This window comes from Mycobacterium sp. 20KCMC460, assembly GCF_022179425.1.
Taxonomy (GTDB): Bacteria; Actinomycetota; Actinomycetes; order Mycobacteriales; family Mycobacteriaceae; genus Mycobacterium; species Mycobacterium kiyosense.
The window spans coordinates 5,296,299-5,315,807 of the sequence record NZ_AP025524.1 but is presented as its reverse complement, the minus strand read 5'-3'; the positions used below and the strand labels follow the sequence as shown (position 1 = coordinate 5,315,807).

General features: G+C 66.7%; 17 protein-coding genes. 9 read left to right on the top strand and 8 right to left on the bottom strand.

Translation table 11 applies throughout. From position 1 onward, the window contains the following. Positions 1-111: 111 nt before the first annotated feature. The 5 genes from MKCMC460_RS24390 to MKCMC460_RS24370 are packed head-to-tail and all read right to left on the bottom strand — an operon-like array spanning position 112 to position 4,114. Complete coding sequence (locus MKCMC460_RS24390) at positions 112-960, bottom strand: alpha/beta fold hydrolase (RefSeq protein WP_236977612.1); 849 nt, start codon at positions 958-960, stop codon at positions 112-114. Then, positions 957-1,595: a TetR/AcrR family transcriptional regulator gene (locus MKCMC460_RS24385; RefSeq protein ID WP_236977611.1), complete on the bottom strand. Its 639-nt coding sequence runs from the start codon at positions 1,593-1,595 to the stop codon at positions 957-959. The genes MKCMC460_RS24390 and MKCMC460_RS24385 overlap by 4 nt, the downstream gene beginning before the upstream one ends. A gap of 4 nt (positions 1,596-1,599) precedes the next feature. Continuing rightward, positions 1,600-2,667, bottom strand: a complete 1,068-nt coding sequence (locus MKCMC460_RS24380; RefSeq protein ID WP_236977610.1) for a dihydrodipicolinate reductase — start codon at positions 2,665-2,667, stop codon at positions 1,600-1,602. After that, positions 2,664-3,233: a nuclear transport factor 2 family protein gene (locus MKCMC460_RS24375; RefSeq protein ID WP_236977609.1), complete on the bottom strand. Its 570-nt coding sequence runs from the start codon at positions 3,231-3,233 to the stop codon at positions 2,664-2,666. The genes MKCMC460_RS24380 and MKCMC460_RS24375 overlap by 4 nt, the downstream gene beginning before the upstream one ends. A gap of 8 nt (positions 3,234-3,241) precedes the next feature. Further along, complete coding sequence (locus MKCMC460_RS24370; protein WP_236977608.1) at positions 3,242-4,114, bottom strand: SDR family NAD(P)-dependent oxidoreductase; 873 nt, start codon at positions 4,112-4,114, stop codon at positions 3,242-3,244. Positions 4,115-4,225: 111 nt separating this feature from the next. Between MKCMC460_RS24370 and MKCMC460_RS24365 the strand changes: the two genes are divergently transcribed. Then, on the top strand, positions 4,226-4,699 hold the full coding sequence (locus MKCMC460_RS24365) for a VOC family protein (protein ID WP_236977607.1): 474 nt from the start codon (positions 4,226-4,228) through the stop codon (positions 4,697-4,699). 2 nt (positions 4,700-4,701) lie between these two features. On the opposite strand, the gene MKCMC460_RS24360 is transcribed toward MKCMC460_RS24365, so the two are convergent. Next, positions 4,702-5,355: a TetR/AcrR family transcriptional regulator gene (locus tag MKCMC460_RS24360; protein ID WP_236977606.1), complete on the bottom strand. Its 654-nt coding sequence runs from the start codon at positions 5,353-5,355 to the stop codon at positions 4,702-4,704. A gap of 179 nt (positions 5,356-5,534) precedes the next feature. On the opposite strand from MKCMC460_RS24360, the gene MKCMC460_RS24355 reads away from it, so the two are divergent. From MKCMC460_RS24355 to MKCMC460_RS24340, 4 genes are all read left to right on the top strand, one after another. Beyond that, positions 5,535-6,437 (top strand): alpha/beta fold hydrolase, encoded by a 903-nt coding sequence (locus MKCMC460_RS24355; RefSeq protein ID WP_236977604.1) that lies wholly within the window; start codon positions 5,535-5,537, stop codon positions 6,435-6,437. Positions 6,438-6,445: 8 nt separating this feature from the next. Next, the gene (locus tag MKCMC460_RS24350; RefSeq protein WP_236984378.1) at positions 6,446-7,675 is read left to right on the top strand and encodes a WS/DGAT domain-containing protein; all 1,230 of its coding nucleotides are present in this window, start codon (positions 6,446-6,448) and stop codon (positions 7,673-7,675) included. Positions 7,676-7,770: 95 nt separating this feature from the next. Beyond that, positions 7,771-8,283 (top strand): DoxX family protein, encoded by a 513-nt coding sequence (locus MKCMC460_RS24345; protein WP_236977603.1) that lies wholly within the window; start codon positions 7,771-7,773, stop codon positions 8,281-8,283. Between the two features lie 159 nt (positions 8,284-8,442). Beyond that, complete coding sequence (locus MKCMC460_RS24340) at positions 8,443-9,612, top strand: PPE family protein (protein WP_238304957.1); 1,170 nt, start codon at positions 8,443-8,445, stop codon at positions 9,610-9,612. Between the two features lie 24 nt (positions 9,613-9,636). Here the strand turns inward: MKCMC460_RS24340 and MKCMC460_RS24335 are convergent, their stop codons facing one another. Continuing rightward, positions 9,637-10,989, bottom strand: coding sequence for an FAD-dependent oxidoreductase (locus MKCMC460_RS24335; RefSeq protein ID WP_236977601.1), 1,353 nt, complete (start codon positions 10,987-10,989; stop codon positions 9,637-9,639). A 36-nt stretch (positions 10,990-11,025) separates the two neighbouring features. Beyond that, positions 11,026-12,462: a short-chain fatty acyl-CoA regulator family protein gene (locus MKCMC460_RS24330; protein ID WP_238304956.1), complete on the bottom strand. Its 1,437-nt coding sequence runs from the start codon at positions 12,460-12,462 to the stop codon at positions 11,026-11,028. 110 nt (positions 12,463-12,572) lie between these two features. Between MKCMC460_RS24330 and prpD the strand changes: the two genes are divergently transcribed. Genes prpD through MKCMC460_RS24310 form a run of 4 tightly spaced genes read left to right on the top strand, consistent with a single transcriptional unit; the run spans position 12,573 to position 19,508 of the window. Continuing rightward, positions 12,573-14,081 (top strand): 2-methylcitrate dehydratase PrpD, encoded by a 1,509-nt coding sequence (gene prpD, locus MKCMC460_RS24325; protein WP_236977600.1) that lies wholly within the window; start codon positions 12,573-12,575, stop codon positions 14,079-14,081. After that, positions 14,078-14,995 carry a methylisocitrate lyase gene (gene prpB, locus MKCMC460_RS24320; RefSeq protein WP_238304955.1) on the top strand — a complete coding sequence of 306 codons (918 nt, stop codon included), beginning with the start codon at positions 14,078-14,080 and terminating at the stop codon, positions 14,993-14,995. Before prpD ends, prpB begins: the two co-directional genes overlap by 4 nt. Continuing rightward, a complete protein-coding gene (locus tag MKCMC460_RS24315) occupies positions 14,992-16,128 on the top strand; it encodes a bifunctional 2-methylcitrate synthase/citrate synthase (RefSeq protein ID WP_236977599.1) in 1,137 nt (378 codons plus the stop codon). Before prpB ends, MKCMC460_RS24315 begins: the two co-directional genes overlap by 4 nt. After that, complete coding sequence (locus MKCMC460_RS24310) at positions 16,125-19,508, top strand: pyruvate carboxylase (RefSeq protein WP_236977598.1); 3,384 nt, start codon at positions 16,125-16,127, stop codon at positions 19,506-19,508. The genes MKCMC460_RS24315 and MKCMC460_RS24310 overlap by 4 nt, the downstream gene beginning before the upstream one ends. Position 19,509: the final 1 nt, after the last annotated feature.

The following is a 19,509-nucleotide window of genomic DNA, read 5'->3' as shown; positions in this document are numbered from 1 at the left end:
CACCGGCGTGCCGCGTCGTGAAACTCACACTCGCGCGGGGGGATTCGCGCAGGGGGATGCGCGCAGGGGAACTCGCGCAGGGTGGCTCGCCGGGAAGCCGGGACGGCCGGGTCAGGGGCGTTCGACGAAGGCCACCACCGCGTCGCTGAAGGCATCGTTGTCGTCGCCGGCCGCGGTGTGCCCCGCGTTCGACAATTCGACGAACTCCGCGCGCGGCACTTGGGTCAGGAAATGCTCGACGCCCTCGAGGCTCACCACGTCGGACAATTTCCCGCGGATCAGCAGCACCGGGATGCTCAGGTTGGTGGCGGCCTCCTCGAAACCTTCGGTGCGCAGTTCGGGGTCGTCGCCGGGCTTGGTCATGAACGCCGGGTCCCAGTGCCAGTACCAGCGCCCGTCGCGCAGCCGCAGATTCTTCTTCAGGCCCTCGGGGCTGCGCGGCTTGGCGCGGTGCGGCAGGTAGGCGGCGACGGCGTCGGCGGCCTGCTCCAGCGTCTCGAACCCGTCGATGTTGCTCATCATGAAATCCCGGATGCGGGCACTGCCGTTCTTCTCGAATCGTGGCACCACGTCGACCAGCACCAGCTTGGTCACCCGCTGTGGCCCGGCGCGGTCCGCGACGAGGATTCCGGTCAGCCCGCCCATGCTGGCCCCGATGATCACCACCTGCCGGCCGATCGCATCCAGGACGTGCATGACGTCGGTGGCCAGGGTCTCCACCTCGTAGTCGGCGTCGGGCGCGCGGTCGCTGTCACCGTGCCCGCGGGTATCGATCGCCACCACGTGGTACCCGTCGTCGGCCAGGACCTGTCCGGTGTTCTTCCAGGAGAACCGGTTCTGCCCGCCGCCGTGCAACATCAGGATGGTGGGCCGATCGGATCCGGCGCCGCGGTTCCACTCGTCGGCGATCAGGGTAAGCCCGTCCACCCCGGAGAATTCGACTGTCTGGGGGCTACTCATACGGTGAGTCTCTCTTTCGGTTCGGGTTGTGGGCGGGCCAGGTAGGCGCTGATGACTTCGACGAGCATCTCGCGGTCCCGGGTGCTGTCCAACGGCCGGGGCCAGGTCAGCTGCAGTGCCACCAGGCCGCGGACGGTGGCCCAGATGAGGTTGCCCAGCCGGCTGGCCTGGGCCGGGTCGATGCCGGTGCCCAGGTGCTCGCCGATCTCGGTCATCCGCGCCGACATTGCCGCCAGGTGGGCGTTGGCGGCCGCGGTGCGGGCACCGCGGGTGGCGATCATGATCTCCAGGGCGGCCATCGAGGTGGGGCTGGAGATGCCGCGCCACACCGCTTCCACGACGAACGCCGGCCGATCTTCCGGTGGTATCCGTGCGGCTTTAGCGGGCAGCGCCTCGAGCGCCTCGAGTAATTCGGCAAACCCCTTGTCCGCCACGGCCATCAAGATGCCGTCCAGGTCACCGAAGTGGTATTGCACCACGCCCCAGGTCAATCCGGCTCGTTCGGTGATCTGTCGCATGCTCGGCGGCGCGAATCCCTCCTTCAGGATGTAGCGGACCGTTTCGTCGATGACGGCCTGACGGCTGCGTTCGGCGCGCGCCTGTCCACCGCTCGGCGGCCTGCGTGGTGCGGTCATCGGTTCACCACATCACGCCGCGCAAATGGTCGAGCGGCCGCAGGTCGTGGGCGGCCAGGATGCCGCTCGGCGCCGCGCAGACCGCGTCAATTAGATTGACAACCCTTGCAGCCGTTGCGATTACACCACCCTCGTTGTGGTCGCCGCGGCCACCCAGATGGGTGTTGATCTCGACGCCGGGGCTGCCCGTGACCACGACGCGGTGCACACCGAGGCGGCCATCCGGGGGATAGGCCCAGTCGGGTGCGGTCTGCGGGCCGAGCCGGTTGACGTGTTCCATGGTGATCACCGCCTCGCCGTCGCGCACTCCCTCGACGCCGAACCGCACGGCGGCGACCTGCCCGGGTTCGACGTGCATCATCACGCAGTCGATCGGTTCGGGCGTCACCCACTTCTCGCAGCGTTCCCGGATCTCGTCGAGCTCCACGCCCAGGTCCTGCGCCAGGCTGCGCACCTGCACGCCCCACATCGAGGCCAGCACGCCGGACAGAAACATCACCGGCGTGTGATCCGGGTCGGTACCGAAACCGAAACTGACGCCGGTGAATTCGGCGTCATCGTAGCTGGCGTAGTCGCAGATCTCCTGGACGGTGATGCTGGTGGCGCGCTCGGTGAGGCTCAGCGCGGTGTAGGCCAGGGTGTCGCCGGAGAAGCCGGGGTCGACGCCGTTGATGTACAGCGTCGCGTCGCCCTCGGTGCACGCCTGCTGCAGTGGCTCGCACAGCCAGCTGTCAGCGTGGTCGGGGGCCACCATCCACACGAATGACGATCCGACCACGTTGGTGCCGGCCCGTAGGAACCGGCTGATCTCCGAAATCGCTTCCTTGGGCCGGGTTTCGGCCTGCGAGGCGTACACGACGCAGTCTGCCTGTAGGGCTACGAGCGCGTCGAGGTCGTCGGTGGCCGTGACACCCGTCGGCTCGCGGAGGCCGCACAATTCGGCGGCGTCGCGTCCCAGCTTGCCGGGGCTGAATGCGTGCACGCCCACCAATTCCAGGCCGGGCCGCTCGATCAGCATGCGCAGGGCATGCCGACCGACGTTGCCGGTGGAGTATTGGATGACACGCGTCATGTCAGCGTGGTGGGAATCGGCCACAGCGGCGCGCTCATCTCGGTCCAAGACCGGTAGTGGCCGGGCTGGTTGCCCGAGCGCAGCGCTGCCATCCGCGCGTCGAGTTCGGGCGTGTTCCTGCCGTCGCGCAGGATGTCGAGCATTGCCGCCGTTGCCATTCCGACGTCGAAGATGTCGCGCTGCCAGGACCAGCTGCGGCGCCCGCTGTACTGGAACCAGCTACCACCCAGTCCCTGAATCTCGTACGGCTCGCCGGTGGGCGAGGTGAAGGTGGACAGCTGGCGCCACAGCCCGAACGCCTGTCCGGAGCGATCATCGAAAAGTACTGTCTGGTAGGGATATATCCAGCCCTGAAAGCCGAGCATCTCGGTGCCCAGCGCAAGGTCGCGGATCTCGTCGCGGCCGTTGGCCATGAACTGGTCCGTCGGCGAGTAGGACCAGCCGTAGGTGGCGTCCGGCTCGTAGAAGTCGGCCATCACCCCCCAGTCGCCGGAGTCCTGCGCGCGGCGGTTCACCTCCAGCCAGGCTTCCCAGAACTCGTCGAATTCGCCTCGGTCATATGTCATTCGGTTCCTCACATCAGGTCGGTGATGGTCTTCAGGCCGGCCTCGTACAGCACGCCGGGCAGCATGCCGCCGTCGATCTCGATGGTGGTGCCGTTGATGTAGTCGGCTGCGCCCGAGGCCAGAAACACGACCGTGCGGCCCACTTCGGCCGGTTCGCCGCCGCGCTTCAGTGGAACCTTGGCGAAATACCCGGCACCCGTCGGGTCGTCCTCGGGTAACACGAAAGCGCGGAAGTTGTCGGTGATCGTCGGTCCCAGCGCCACGCAGTTGACCCGCACCCGCGGTCCCCATTCCTGGGCCAGCGACCGCGTCATGTGATTGAGGCCGGACTTGGCCGCGCCGTAGGACACCAGGGTGGGCGAACCCGCGGGGTGGCCGGCGCCGCTGGAGACGTTGACGATGCAACCTGTGCCGTCCTGGGTCTTCATCTGCCGGTAGGCGCGGATGGCGAACCACATCGGGCTGATCAGGTTCATCTGCACCGCGAAGGCGTGGAACAGCGCGGTGCGTTCGAAGTCGTCGCCGCTGCGCGGGGCGCCCTGCAGTCGCTGCACCAGCTCGGGGATGTCTTCGACGTGCGGTGCGGGTACGGTACCCCCGGCATTGTTGACCAGGATGTCGATCCGGCCGTAGCTGTCGGCGACGTGTTGGACGAAGGCGTCGATCGCGTGGTAATCGCCTTGGTCGCAGACCATTTGGGCGCTGCGTTGTGCCCATTCGGGCTCGGACTCGATGCCGGGCAGCGTGTCCAGCGGCGAGCGTGCGCAGCCGATCACGGTGGCTCCTGCGCGCAACAATTCGTGTGCGATGCCCACGCCGACGCCGCGGCTGGTGCCGGTGACGACGGCGACCTTGCCGTCCAGCGCAGGCCGTGGGTCCACTGACAGATGATTACACTCGTAATCTTTTCGGGCAAGCGACTGCGCCGATGAGTTCTGGTCGGCGCCCCGGTCTATGTGAGGGAAGAGATCCAACGAACTAGGAGATGCGATATGCCCGCGATCACGCCCTCACTGTGGTTCGACCAGAACCTGGAGGAGGCTGCCGAGTTCTATGTCTCGGTGTTCCCGAACTCGCACATCGAGGAACTGCACCGCGCCACCGAGGCGGGTCCTGGTGCGCCGGGTTCGGTGCTGTCGGGCACCTTTGTGCTCGACGGCACCCGCTTCCTCGGCATCAACGGCGGCCCGGTCTTTCAACTCAGCGAGGCCGTGTCCTTCATGGTGCACTGCAAGGACCAGGACGAGGTCGACTACTACTGGGAGAAACTGGCCGACGGCGGCCAAGAGTCGCAGTGCGGTTGGCTCAAGGACCGATTCGGCCTGAGCTGGCAGATCACGCCGGACCGGCTGTTCGAGCTCGTTTCGGATCCAGACCCGGCCCGGGCCGCCGCGGCCACCGCCGCCATGCACGGCATGCACAAGATCGTCATCGCCGAGCTGGAGAAGGCGGCCGACCAGGCCTGAGCTCACTCGATGATGCGGTCGATCCACGCAATCGTCGCGTCGATGACCGCCGGCACCTCGTCGGGGTCGTCGCAGCCGGTGACCATCAGCGTGGCCTCGGCCAGCGTCGCGATCAACACCCGCCCGAGCAGCACCTCGCGCGGGGAGGAGCCCAGCTCCAGCGCCGCCAGCCAGTTGCGCAGCTCCGTCGCCAATCGCTTACGGCGGGTGACCTCGAACCCGGCCGGCAGGTCGCCGCAGGACAGCACCCGGGCCGCGTGGCGGTTCTCCCACATCGCCTCCAGATAGGCCCGCACGTGCAGCCGGAACGTGTCGCGCCGGTCGGATGCGGCCTCGCGGTGTGGCTGGACGGCGTTCTCGATGGAGGCGGCGACGGAGTCGGCCAGCTGCTCGTAGATGGCCAGAAACAGCTCGCTCTTGCCGCCGAAGTGGTGGTAGATGCTGCCGATGCTGGCGCCGGAGGTATGCACCACGTCGGCGATGGTTGCGGCGGTGAAGCCTTTCTCCGCGAACACTTCGGTGGCCGCGTCGAGAATCCTGCGCTGGGTGGCGCCGGACTTGGCCCAGCGCCTCGAGGCGGTGGATCGCGCGGTCAACCGGACGCCCGTGTGGACGCGACCGGGGTTGACCTCTGGTGGTACCGCGGCGAACATCATCGTTGCTGGCCTCCCTTTACGCCCATGCCAATAGCGTGCCGTGACAGCGGTGGGAAGTCTGTCGGCCGAGCGGCCAGCGGGGGGATGAATTTCGCGTCCTCCGATTGATGGGCTTCTGGTCCTCCCAATGGGCCGGTTACGTTGGACGTGCGGGCGAGAAAAGGTGAACAGGAGTCGAGTTGTCTGAACCACGCTGGGTCGACGTGAAGAGTCCCAACGGTGATCTGAAAGCCCTGACCTGGGGACCCGACGACGCGCCGATTGCGTTGTGCCTGCACGGTTTTCCCGACACCGCGTACGGGTGGCGCAAGATCGCGCCACTATTGGCCGCGGCCGGTTGGCGGGTGGTGGCGCCGTTCATGCGCGGTTACGCGCCGTCGTCGATTCCCGTCGACGGCAGTTACCACGTCGGCGCGTTGATGCACGACGCCCTGCGGGTGCGCTCGGCCGCGGGCGGCTCCGACCGCGACGTGGTGATCGGCCACGACTGGGGAGCGATGGCCGCCGCCGGGCTGGCCGCGATACCCGACAGCCCGTTCGCCAGGGCGGTGATCATGTCCGTCCCACCGATCGGCGCTTTCCGGCCGTTCGGTCAGCTGCCGAACCGGGCCCGCCTGCTCCGCGAAGTGCCGCCGCAGTTGCTGCGCAGCTGGTACATCAGCTACTTCCAGCTGCCGTGGTTGCCGGAACGGTCGGCGTCCTGGGTGCTGCCGCTGTTGTGGCGACGGTGGTCGCCGGGCTACCGCGCCGACGAGGACCTGCGCCACGTCGACGCCGCGATCGGCACCCCGCAGAGTTGGCGCGCCGCGCTGGGCCCCTATCGTGCCACCATCCGTAACACCGAGCCGCCGCCGCAGTACGCCGAGTTGCACCGGCATTGGACCGAGACACCGAAGTTGCTCAGCCTGTACCTGCACGGACACGACGACGGTTGCATGACAGCGGCTTTCGCGCGCTGGGTGGAGCCGGCGCTGCCGGCCGGCAGCGCGGTGGACATCGTCGCCAATGCCGGCCACTTCCTGCAGCTCGAACAGCCCGACAAGGTTGCCGAGCTGGTGTTGGATTTCGTCGGTTCGCCCTGATGCACCGGATGGCCGCCGTCGACGCACAGTTTTACTGGATGTCGGCCAAAGTCCCCAACGACGAGTTCCTGCTGTACGTGTTCGACGGCGAACCTGCCGATCTCGACGGGGCCCTGGAGCAGGTTCGCCGGCGCGCCGAGGCCTGCCCGGACTGGGCGATGCGCGTGCGGGACGACTATGCGGTGCGCTTCCCGCGGTGGGTCCCCGCGGCGGTCGGCCCGGAACTGCTGCTCTGCCACCAGCTGGCGGACGACACCTGGGCTGGCTGTCTGAGCGCGGTAGCCGCCCTGACCGGCGATCAGCTGGATCCGCGCGAGATGCCTTGGCGCTTACATGTATTCACCCCGGTGCGCGATATCCCGGGTGCCATCGGCCCGGGCACGGTCGTCGTGGTGCAGGCCGCGCATGCGCTGGGTGACGGCCGGCGGGTTTCGGCGATGGCGGGCTATTTGTTGGGCCGGTCGGCCCCGGTGCCGCAGGTGGCCCCGCCGCGGCCGGGACTGGCGCCGTGGCGCGCGGTGGAGGCGGTCCGCACGTACCGGCGACTCGTCGCCGATACCGAAGCCGGGCTGTTGCCTGCGGGGGCGGGATCGCGGCGGCCACTGGCCATCAACACCCGCCCCCGGGGAGCGCGATCGCTGCGCACGCTGGTGCGCCACCGTTCGCAACTGCCGGGCGCCACCGTCACCGTCGCGGTGCTGGCCGCGGTGGCCGGTGCGCTGGCGGAGCTGCTCGGCCCGGCCGCCGATTCTCTGGGTGCGGAGGTGCCGATGGCCAAACCCGGTGCGCCGCTGGGCTACAACCATTTCGGCAATGTGGCTGTGGGGCTCTACCCGCACCTCGACCGCGGCGAACGCATGGCGCGGATCGCCTCCGATCTGGAAAATGCCCGCCGCCGCATGTGGCATCCCGCCGGCCGGGCCGCCGATCGGGCGTTCGCCACCGTTCCCGCTGCGGTATTGCGTTGGGGGGTATCGCAATTCGACGCCGAGGCGCGGCCCACGCAGGTGACCGGCAACACTGTGGTGTCCAGTGTGTATCGGGGTGCCGCCGACGTGAGTTTCGGCGGAGCTCCGGTGCTGTTCACCGCCGGCTATCCGTCCTTGTCGCCGGCGATGGGGCTGACCCACGGCGTGCACGGCATCGGCGACACCATCGCTATCAGCGTGCACGCGGCCGAGTCGGCGCTGCCGGACGTGGACGGATATCTGCGACTGCTGGACGCGGCGCTCCATTAGACCCTGGCCGCGAGTGCTACGGACGCCGCGACATCCCGCGCCCGAAACAGCGGTGGCGTTACATCCGCGGAGCAACATGATCTAGTTTTGACGCCATGGCTGCCATCGATGTCGGTTTACTGATCCTGCGGCTGGTACTGGGTCTGACCTTGGCCGCGCACGGCTTGAACAAATTCTTCGGCGGCGGGCGGATAGCGGGGACCGCCCGCTGGTTCGAGAGCATCGGCATGAAGCCCGGCAAATTCCACGCCATCGTTGCCGCCACCACCGAGACGGCGGCCGGGCTGGGCCTGGCCGCCGGCCTGCTCACCCCGATCCCGGCGGCGGGCTTCGTGTCGCTGATGATCGTCGCGGCCTGGACCGTGCATCGCCACAACGGCTTCTTCATCGTCAAGGAGGGCTGGGAGTACAACCTGGTCCTGGCCCTGTGCGCGGTTGCGGTTGCCACCGTGGGCGCGGGCCGGCTCAGCCTGGATCGGGTGATCTTCGGGGATGCCTCGTGGCTCAGCGGTTGGCCCGGTCTGGCAATCTCGCTCGGCCTGGGGCTGGCCGGAGCCATCGGGCAGCTGCTGATCTTCTACCGGCCGCCGGCCAAACAGGCCGCCTAGCGGGCAATTCTCCCGAGCTGGAGGAGTCCTGGGGGATTCCTGGGAATCGCCTGAATTCGCCCACACGGGGGCCGATCACCGGCGAGGGTGAGCAGAATAGGGGCCGCTCTGAGGGCGGCCCCAAGATTTCGTTGACGCGGCTGGCCGGTAGGGGTGCAGATGATATTGGACTTTGCGTGGTTGCCGCCGGAGATCAACTCGGCGCGGATTTTCGCCGGTGCCGGTTCGGGCCCGTTGCATGTGGCGGCGGCGGCCTGGGAGAGTCTGGCCGCGGACCTGTCGGGGTCGGCGAGTTCGTTCGATTCGGTGATCACCGCGTTGGCGGGTGGGCCGTGGGCGGGTCCGGCGTCGGCGGCGATGGTGGCTGCGGCGACGCCGTATGTGGGCTGGTTGAGTGCGGCGGCGGCGCAGGCGACGGCGGCGGCGTTGCAGGCGCGGGCGGCGGCGACGTCGTTCGAGGCGGCGCTGACGGCGACGGTGCATCCGTTGGCGGTGGAAGCCAATCGGGTGTCGTTGGCGACGCTGGTGGCGACGAATTTTCTGGGGTTGAACACGCCGGCGATCTTTGCCACTGAGTTCGACTACGTGGAGATGTGGGCGCAGGATGTGGCCGCGATGCTGGGGTATCACTCGGGTGCCACGGCGGTGGCGCAGAGTTTGACCCCGTTCAGCGTGCCGCCGCTCGATCTGGCGGGCCTGGCGTCGACGGTCAACGCGAACGTCGTCGGGTTCGCCACGTCGGCGTCGGCGGCGCTGAGCCCAGTGGCCGCCGGGGCCACGGCCCTGGTGTCGGAGGTGCAATCGGCGGCCGCCGCGGTACCCGTGTCGACGCTGATGTCGGTGGCCCAGGTGGGCGCATACCCGGCCAGCATGCTGATCGGTCCATTGATGCAGCTGGGTCAGACGGCCAATGCCGGCACCGCCGGATTGGCCGGTGCGGCAACGGGATTGGCTGACGTACCGAAATTCGTCGGCGACACCATGCCAGCCGCCGGCAGCCTCGGCGGCGGCGGTCTGGGGGCCGGGATGTCGGGGAGCCTGGGGCAGGCGCGACTCGTCGGTGCAATGTCGGTGCCACCCACGTGGGAGGGTTCGACGCCCAAAGGTATGACTACGTCTGCGATGCAAGGCCTGGGTGCGATGCCCAATGCTGCCGCGGCAGCTCAAGCGGCGCCCACCGGCGGCGGCATGCCGATGATGCCGATGCCAATGGGTGGCGGTGCCGGTGGTGGCGCGGGGATGCCCGGCGGCCCGTTGGGCCGCGGCGGCGCCAGTCCGCACGTTACGCAGAACCGGCCCAGCGTGATTCCGCGCACGGGCGTCGGCTAGCAGCCTCGCCCGCCGCACTCACGATCAGGCCTGCGCGGCAACCACTTCCGCCGCAGCACGCTCCCCGGAGCGGATCGCGCCGTCGACCCAGCCGCACATCACGGCCGAGCTTTCGGTCCCGGCCCAATGGACCCGCCCGCACGGCGCCCGCAGGGTACGGCCGAACTCGGTCAGCACGCCGGTGGGAGTATGGCTGATCATGCCGCCGCCGGAGTACCGGTCCAGCGTCCAGTCCTGCAAATGGAATTCCACTGGCGCACCGGCCTTTTCGCCGAACCGGCGGACGAGTTCGCCGATGATCAGCTCCCGGCGTCCGGTCTCGTCGAGCCGCAGCAGCCGGCGCGCGGCGCGCCCCTCGGTGATGGCGCACATGATCCCCGGGTTCCCGGAGTCGGTGCACGCGTCGATGGTCAGCGTCACCGGCGTGCCTGGTGCGGCGGACTGCCCGGAGAATCCGTCGGCGCGCCAGAACGGTTCGTCGTAGACGACCGAGGTCTTGATCACCGCACCGCTGGGCATCCGCTGGTGCAACATCGCCCGGTCCACCGGCAGCGCGGGTTGGTAGACGATCGAGGTGGCGATCGCCATCGGAATCGCCACGATCGCGCGCTGTGCGCGCACCGTAAGACCATCGGCGCTCACCGTGACGCCGTCGGTGTCCTGGGTGATTTGGCGAACCGGCTGCGACAGGTGCAGCGCATCCCCGAGTGCGGCAACCATCGGCCGATAGATCGCCCCCATCCCGCCGACGGGGCGGGCGTCCTGTGAGCCGCCCCTGCCGGAGATCACGAAGGTGGGACCGCCGCCGGAGGACATCTGCAGCAGCATCCACAGCAGCGACACCTCGGCGGAAGTCGAGGTGTAGGTACCGCCCAATACCAGGTCGAGCATCTCGCGGGCCGCCCTGGACGGCACGTTGCGCTCCAGCCAGTCGCCGATACTGGTCCGATCCCATTCGGCGGCATCCGTTGCATCCCAAGGGTTTTCGCGCGGAATGGTCTTGCACATCTGCTCCAGGGACAGCAGCGCCACGCCGAGGTTGGCCACCGCCCACGGGCTCATGCTCCAGGGCAGCTTCCCCCCGTAGCGGTGTTTTTTGCCGTTGACGATCATCATGGCGTCGCCGTCGTCGTGCTGTTTGTAGTCTCCGACGCCGAATTCAGCCATCAGCGCGTAGATCCGGTCCTGGCCGGGCCCGACCCAGGCGCCGCCGCGGTCGATCCACACCCCGTCATCGCGCGGCACCGTGAAGGTGCGGCCGCCGACCCGGTCGCGCGCTTCCAGCAGCGCCACCGAGTGGCCCGACTGCTTCAACCGCAGCGCTGCCGTCAGGCCGGCGAACCCGGCCCCGACCACGCAATAATCGACATCCGTCATACCCGACTCCTCAGTGGTCCGGCGATCCCGCACTGATCATGCCGGTTGGCGAGGCCCGACCACAGGCGGATAAGGAAGATCGGTACTGGTGTGCGGGTCGACGTGGACCGGATGACCGAGGTAGGGGAAAGCCCGCTGCGCGCATGCGGCGCGCGCGCAGATCTTGCAGCCGGCACCGATCGGCACCATCGCCTCCGGGTCGGTCAGGTCGACCCCGACGGAATAGATCAGCTTTTCGGCATGGACCAGGTCGCATCCGAGCCCGACGGCGAAGCTCTTGTCCGGGCCCAGGTAGCGGCTGGGTTCGCTGGTGGTGGTGCGGGCGACCCAGAAATAGGTGCGCTCGTCGGGCATCTGGGCGACTTGGGTGAGGAACTGGCCGGGCCGGGAGAACGCGTGATGTACCACCCACAGCGGGCAGTTGCCGCCGACACGCGAGAAGTGAAAAGCCGTGGCGGACTGCCGTTTCGAGATGTTCCCGGCGCTGTCGGCACGGACGAAGATGAACGGGACGCCGCGCGCGTTCGGACGCTGCAGGGTGGACAGCCGATGGCAGATGGTTTCGAAGCCGACCTCGAATCCTCTTGCCAGCGAGTCGATGTCGTAGCGTGCACGCTCTGCGGCTTCGAGGAATCGTTGGTAGGGCAACAACAATGCGCCGGCGAAGTAGTTGGCCAGGCCGATGCGGGCCACCGCTCGCGCGTCGTCACTGAGCTGGTCGTCTGCCGCGATCAACCCGGTGATCAACTCGGCCTGGGTGAGCAGCGCGATCTGGGTGGCGAGTTGAAAGGCGCGCTGGCCGGGATGCAGCCACCGCGCCACGTACAACGTCTTCGATTCAGGGTGGAAGAGGCGCTTGGAGTTGGGCTGCAGCGCCTGGCCGCCGTCGATGACAACGGTCACGCCGAGTTCATCGTCCAGGAAGTCGGCCAGCTGGGCGTCGAGCCCGCCGATCCGCATACGTTTCCGGTCGAATAGCCTCTCGGCTGCCAGGTCCAGCTCGCCGATGTAGTTCTTGCGGTCGTAGAAGAAGTCGCGGACCTCTTCGAAGGGCATCGGCTGCTGCGTGGCCGTCGGGCTCTCGATGCTCGCGCGGCTGTGCAGAGCCTCCAGGTCGGCGGTGGCGTCGTGCAGTCGGCGGTGCAGATTGACCAGTGTTTGTCCAATGGCCGGCATCCGCGCGACGAGTTCCTCGATCTGTGCTGCGGTGGCGGCCCCCTCGGCGAGCACCTCGCTCAGATCGGAGATCAGGCGCGCATCGGAGTCTGGGGCGAAGTATTGCGCCGGCAGGTTGAAACGCTCGGTGAGGGTGAGCAGCACTGGCACGGTGATGGGACGCTGATCATTCTCCAGCTGGTTGACGTAGCTGGTGGACAGTCCCAGGGCGCGCGCCAGCGCCACCTGGGTCAGCCCCTGGTCCTCACGTAGCCGCCGCAACCGCGCACCGGCGAACGTCTTCGCCACCTTGGACACCGTACGCCCGCCTCCTTACACAACATTTGCAAAATCGCGCCCGCAAGGACACAAAATTACGCCTTTACAGTGCATTTACCCCAGTTGTGGCGCTGCGTACTGTGCGTCTTATGCGTATCCACGACGTTCGAGCACGGCGCAGCGCCGACGACTTCCCGCGTACCGAGCACCTGGCCTGGAAGATCGCCGAGGTAGCGGCGGACCCGGTGGGGGTACCGGCCGAGACCGAGTCGATGGTGATCAACCGCATCATCGACAACGCTGCGGTGTCGGCCGCCTCGGTGATTCGTCGGCCGGTCACCGCCGCCCGCGCACAGGCACTCGCACACCCGGTATCGGCCAAGGGGGCGAAGGTTTTCGGCGTCACCGGCGATTACTCGCCGGAATGGGCAGCCTGGGCCAACGGTGTCGCGGTCCGCGAATTGGACTTCCACGACACATTTCTGGCTGCCGAGTATTCCCACCCCGGTGACAACATCCCGCCGCTGGTAGCTGTCGCCCAGCACCTCGGCATCGGGGGAGCGGACTTGATCCGGGGCCTGGCAACCGCCTACGAGATTCAGATCGACCTGGTCAAGGGAATCTGCCTGCACGAGCACAAGATCGACCACGTCGCCCATCTGGGTCCGTCGGTGGCCGCCGGTTTGGGCACCATGTTGCGCCTGGACAAGGAGACGATCTATCAGGCCGTCGGCCAGGCACTGCACCTGACGACGTCCACCCGGCAGTCCCGCAAAGGGCTGATCTCGAGCTGGAAGGCTTTCGCCCCGGCGTGGGCGGGCAAGGTCGCCATCGAGGCCGTGGACCGCGCGATGCGCGGCGAAGGTGCGCCCGCTCCCATCTGGGAGGGTGAGGACGGGGTGATCGCCTGGCTGCTGTCCGGCCCCGAGCACACCTATCAGGTGCCGCTGCCCGAACCGGGTGAGCCAAAGCGCGCGATTCTGGACAGCTACACCAAGGAGCACTCCGCGGAGTACCAGAGTCAGGCCCTGATCGACCTGGCCCGCCGGCTGCGCGAGCGGATCGGCAACCTGGACGAGATCGCCACCATCGTGTTGCACACCAGCCACCACACCCATTACGTGATCGGCACCGGCGCGGGCGACCCACAGAAGATGGATCCGGACGCGTCCCGGGAAACTCTGGACCACTCGGTGATGTACATCTTCGCGGTCGCGTTGCAGGACGGAACCTGGCATCACGAGCGCTCGTACACGCCCGAGCGGGCGCACCGGCCCGACACCGTCGAGCTGTGGCACAAGATCTCCACCCTCGAAGACCCCGAGTGGACCCGTCGTTACCACTCGACTGATCCCGCGGAGAAGGCGTTCGGTGCCCGCGCCGAGATCACCCTGAAAAGCGGCGAGGTGATCGTCGACGAGATCGCTGTCGCCGACGCACACCCATTGGGTGCCAGGCCCTTTGAGCGCAAGCAATACGCCGCGAAGTTCGCCGAGTTGGCCGAAGGTGTGGTCGACGACGCCGAACAGCAGCGTTTCCTGTCGGCGGTCGAGGGGCTCGCTGCGCTCGAGTCGGGTGAGCTCGGTGCGCTCAACGTCATCGTCGCCCGTTCCGTGTTGGACAAGGCGCCGACGATTCCGGCCGGGATCTTCGGATGAGCGGGCTGATCGGCAGCGCCGTGCCCGCCGGGCAGAAGCGCGCCAGATTTCGCAGGGCGCTGGAAAGTGGACGACTGCAACGCTTCCCGGGAGCATTCTCACCGCTGGTTGCCAAGCTGGTCGCCGAGCTGCGATTCGACGGTGTGTACGTGTCCGGTGCGGTGCTCTCCGCCGACCTGGGTCTGCCCGACATAGGTTTGATCACGTTGACCGAGGTCAGTGTGCGCGGCGGGCAAATCGCCGGCGCGACGGACCTACCCACCCTGATCGACGCCGACACCGGTTTCGGTGAGCCGATGAGCGCCGCGCGCACCGTGACGGTGCTCGAAGATGCGGGGTTGGCCGGCTGCCACCTGGAAGACCAGGTCAACCCTAAACGCTGCGGGCATCTCGACGGCAAAGCGGTGGTGCCGACCGGGGAGATGGTCAAGCGGTTGCGGGCCGCCGTATCGGCAAGGCGCGACCCGAACTTCATCATCTGCGCCCGCACCGACGCGGCCGGCATCGAAGGAATCCCCGCGGCGATCGACCGGGCGAAGGCATACGCCGATGCGGGCGCCGACCTCATCTTCACTGAAGCCTTGAACACACCGGCTGATTTCGAGCAATTCCGCGATGCGGTCGACACGCCGTTGCTCGCGAACATGACCGAATTCGGAAAGTCTGAGTTGCTCACGGTCGCACAACTTTCCGACATCGGTTACAACGTGGTGATCTATCCGGTGACCACGTTGCGACTGGCCATGTATGCCGTAGAGGTAGGACTTCGCGAAATATCCTCCAGCGGAACGCAATCCGATCTGATCGACCGCATGCAACATCGCAGCCGACTCTACGAGCTACTTCGGTACAGCGACTACAACCAATTCGATTCTGATATCTACAACTTCGCCCTGCAAGGAGTCACGTCATGAGCGGCAACAACGAAGCAACTGCGGACGCACCCCGGATTTTCAAGGGACTGACCGGCGTCGTGGTCGACACCACCGCCATCTCCAAGGTGGTCCCCGAGACCAACTCCCTGACCTACCGCGGCTACCCGGTCCAAGACCTTGCCGCGCGTTGCAGTTTCGAACAGGTGGCGTATCTACTCTGGCACGGCGAGCTGCCCAACGATCAGCAGCTCGCACTATTCACCCAACGGGAACGCGCCAACCGCCGGTTGAATCGCTCCCTGCTGTCGCTGATCGCCAAGCAGCCCGACACCTGTCACCCGATGGACGTGCTGCGCACCGTGATCAGCTACCTGGGCGCCGAAGACGCCGAAGAAGAGGACAGCAGCGTCGAAGCGAACTACGCGAAGTCGTTGCGTATGTACGCCGTACTGCCCACCATCGTCGCTGCCGACATGCGCCGCCGGCGTGGCCTGGAACCCATTGCGCCGCATAGTCATATGAACTATGCGCAGAATTTCCTGCACATGTGCTTCGGGGATGTGCCCGAACAGGTGATCGTCGATGCCTTCGAGCAGTCGATGGTGCTGTATGCAGAGCACAGCTTCAACGCATCCACGTTCGCCGCCCGGGTGGTCACCTCCACCCAGTCCGACATCTACAGTGCGGTCACCGCGGCAATCGGAGCTTTAAAAGGACCGCTGCACGGCGGAGCCAACGAAGCCGTGATGCACGACATGCTCGAAATCGGCACGGCCGAAAGAGCTTCGGAGTGGTTGCAGGGCAAGATCGCCCGCAAAGAGAAGATCATGGGATTCGGGCACCGGGTGTACAAGAACGGCGATTCGCGGGTGCCGACCATGAAGCGTGCCCTGGAACGAGTGGCGGCTGTCCGGGACGGCCAGCGATGGCTGGACATCTACCACGTCCTGGAGCAGGGGATGGCGAAAGCCAACGGCATCAAGCCGAACCTGGACTTCCCGACCGGGCCGGCCTACTACATGATGGGCTTCGACATCGGTTGCTTCACACCGATCTTCGTGATGAGCCGGATCACCGGGTGGACCGCCCACATCATGGAGCAGACCGCCTCCAACGCGTTGATCCGTCCACTCAGCGAGTACGTCGGACCACCGCAACGTGCACTCAGGTGATCTCCAAAGTTCTGGTCGCGAACCGGGGTGAGATCGCGATACGTGCCTTTCGCGCCGCCTACGAGTTGGGTGTCGGCACCGTTGCGGTCTACCCGGTCGAAGATCGAAATTCGGCCCATCGGGCAAAGGCCGACGAGTCTTACCAGATCGGCGAGCCCGGTCATCCGGTACGGGCCTATCTCAACGTGGCGGAGATCGTCGCAACGGCGCGCGCCTGCGGTGCCGACGCGATCTATCCCGGCTACGGATTCCTCTCGGAGAACCCAGAATTGGCGGCGGCGTGCGCATCCGCCGGAATCATCTTCGTGGGTCCATCGGTTGAGATTCTGCAACTGACCGGGAACAAATCGCGGGCGGTCGCTGCGGCGCGCGAGGCGGGCCTTCCCGTGCTCGCCTCAGCCGCGCCTTCTTCGTCGCCGGAGGAGCTGATTGCGTCCGCAACTTCGATGCAGTTCCCGCTGTTCGTCAAGGCGGTTGCCGGGGGCGGCGGCCGCGGCATGCGCCGGGTGACCGATCCCGCCGAACTGGCCGAAGCTATCGAGTCGGCGTCTCGGGAAGCCGAGTCCGCTTTCGGTGATCCGACCGTGTTTCTCGAGCAGGCGGTGATCAATCCGCGTCACATCGAGGTACAGATCCTGGCCGACGCCGAGGGAAACGTCATCCACCTCTATGAGCGTGACTGCAGCGTGCAACGCCGGCATCAGAAGGTGATCGAACTCGCACCGGCCCCAAACTTGGACGCCGAACTACGAGAACGCATCTGCGCGGACGCCGTGGCATTCGCCCGTCAGATCGGCTACACCTGTGCCGGCACCGTCGAATTCCTGCTCGACGAACGCGGGAATCACGTATTCATCGAGATGAATCCCCGTATTCAGGTGGAGCACACGGTGACCGAAGAGATCACCGACGTCGACCTGGTGTCCAGCCAGCTCCGTATTGCAGCCGGGGAGACCCTCGCTGATCTGGGTTTGAGCCAAGAGGCGATCACCCCGCACGGCGCGGCTCTGCAATGCCGCATCACCACCGAAGATCCGGCCAACGGTTTCCGCCCCGACACCGGACGGATCAGCGCCTACCGCGCTCCGGGCGGGTCGGGCATCCGCTTGGATGACGGCACACATCTGGGCGCTGAAGTATCGGCACACTTCGATTCCATGTTGGTCAAATTAACCTGCAGGGGAAGAGATTTCGATACCGCTGTGCGCCGGGCCCGCCGGGCCGTCGCCGAGTTCCGCATCCGCGGCGTCACCACCAACACCGCCTTCCTGCAGGCAGTGCTCGACGATCCGGACTTCGCCGAGGGGCGGTTGACGACATCGTTCATCGACGAGCGCCCGCAGTTGCTTACCGCCCACACCAGCGCCGACCGGGGCACCAAGATCCTGCAATATCTGGCCGATGTGACGGTCAATCAACCGCACGGTCCGCGGCCCTCCGCGGTGTATCCGCGTGACAAGCTGCCGCAGCTGGATCTCACGGTGCCGCCGCCGGCGGGTTCGAAGCAACGCCTGACCGAGTTGGGTCCGGAAGGGTTCGCACGGTGGCTGCGGGAGTCGAATTCTATCGGTGTCACCGACACCACATTCCGCGATGCGCATCAGTCGCTCTTGGCTACCCGGGTCCGCGGCACCGGTCTGGTCAAGGTGGCTCCCTACGTCGCCCGGATGATGCCGCAACTGTTGTCGGTCGAGTGCTGGGGTGGGGCGACCTACGATGTGGCGCTGCGCTTTTTGAAGGAAGACCCGTGGCAGCGGCTTGCCGCCCTTCGTGAGGCGATGCCCAACATCTGCCTGCAGATGCTGCTGCGTGGCCGAAACACAGTGGGCTACACGCCCTACCCGGAGATCGTCACATCGGCCTTCGTCGACGAAGCCGCCCGAACCGGTGTCGACATCTTCCGGATCTTCGACGCGCTCAACAACATCGACTCGATGCGGCCGGCGATCGATGCCGTACGGGAGACGGGTACGGCGGTCGCCGAGGTGGCCATGTCCTACACCGGTGACCTGAGTGATCCCGCCGAAAATCTCTACACGCTGGACTACTACCTGAAGCTCGCCGAGCAGATCGTCCTGGCCGGTGCGCACGTATTGGCCATCAAGGATATGGCAGGGTTGTTGCGGGCGCCGGCCGCGACCACATTGGTATCGGCACTCAAGTCACGTTTCGATTTGCCGATCCATGTGCACACGCACGACACCCCGGGTGGACAACTAGCTACCTATATGGCGGCCTGGCAAGCCGGCGCCGACGCGGTGGACGGGGCCGCGGCGCCGCTGGCCGGAACGACGAGCCAGCCCGCGCTGTCCTCGATCGTGGCCGCTGCGGCGCATACCAGCTACGACAGCGGATTGTCACTTGACGCAGTGTGTGCGCTGGAGCCTTACTGGGAAGCATTGCGAAAGGTGTACGCACCCTTCGAATCCGGGCTGCCGTCGCCGACCGGAAGGGTGTATGCCCACGAGATTCCGGGAGGGCAACTGTCCAACCTGCGCCAGCAGGCGGTGGCCCTGGGATTGGGCGACCGCTTCGAGGACATCGAAAATGCTTACGCGGGTGCGGATTCCATTCTGGGACACCTGGTCAAGGTGACTCCGTCGAGCAAGGTGGTCGGCGACCTCGCCTTGGCCCTCGTCGGTGCCGGCATCACCGCGCGGGACTTCGAGCGCGACCCGACTCGGTATGACATCCCGGAGTCGGTGATCGGATTTCTGCGCGGCGAGCTCGGCGATCCACCCGGTGGCTGGCCGGAGCCGTTGCGTAGCAGAGCATTACAGGGACGAGGTCCAGCCAGAACCGAGCAGCCGATCTCGTCGGAAGATGAGCGCACGTTGGCCGTGCCGGGGGCCGGCCGCCAGGCTGCGCTCAACCGGTTGCTGTTTCCCGGACCCACGAAGGAGTTCGAGGATCATCGCGACAGATACGGTGACACGTCAAGCCTTAGCGCCAATCAGTTCTTCTACGGATTGCGCAGCGGCGAGGAGCACCGGGTCAAGCTGGAGCCCGGCGTCGAACTGCTGATCGGCCTGGAAGCCATCTCCGAGCCCGACGAGCGCGGCATGCGCACGGTGATGTGCATCATCAACGGTCAGCTGCGTCCGGTGCTGGTGCGCGACAACAGTATTGCTGCGCAGATACCGGCCGCCGAGAAGGCCGAGCGCGGTAACCCCAGTCAGATCCCAGCGCCGTTCACCGGAGTCGTGACGGTCAGCGTCGAGGTGGGTGACCGGGTCGAAGCCGGGCAAACCGTCGCGACGATCGAGGCGATGAAGATGGAAGCCGCCGTCACCGCACCCAAGGCCGGAAACGTCACGCGCGTCGCGGTTTCCGGCGCTGCCCATGTCGAAGGTGGGGATCTGTTGCTGGTGGTGGAATAGT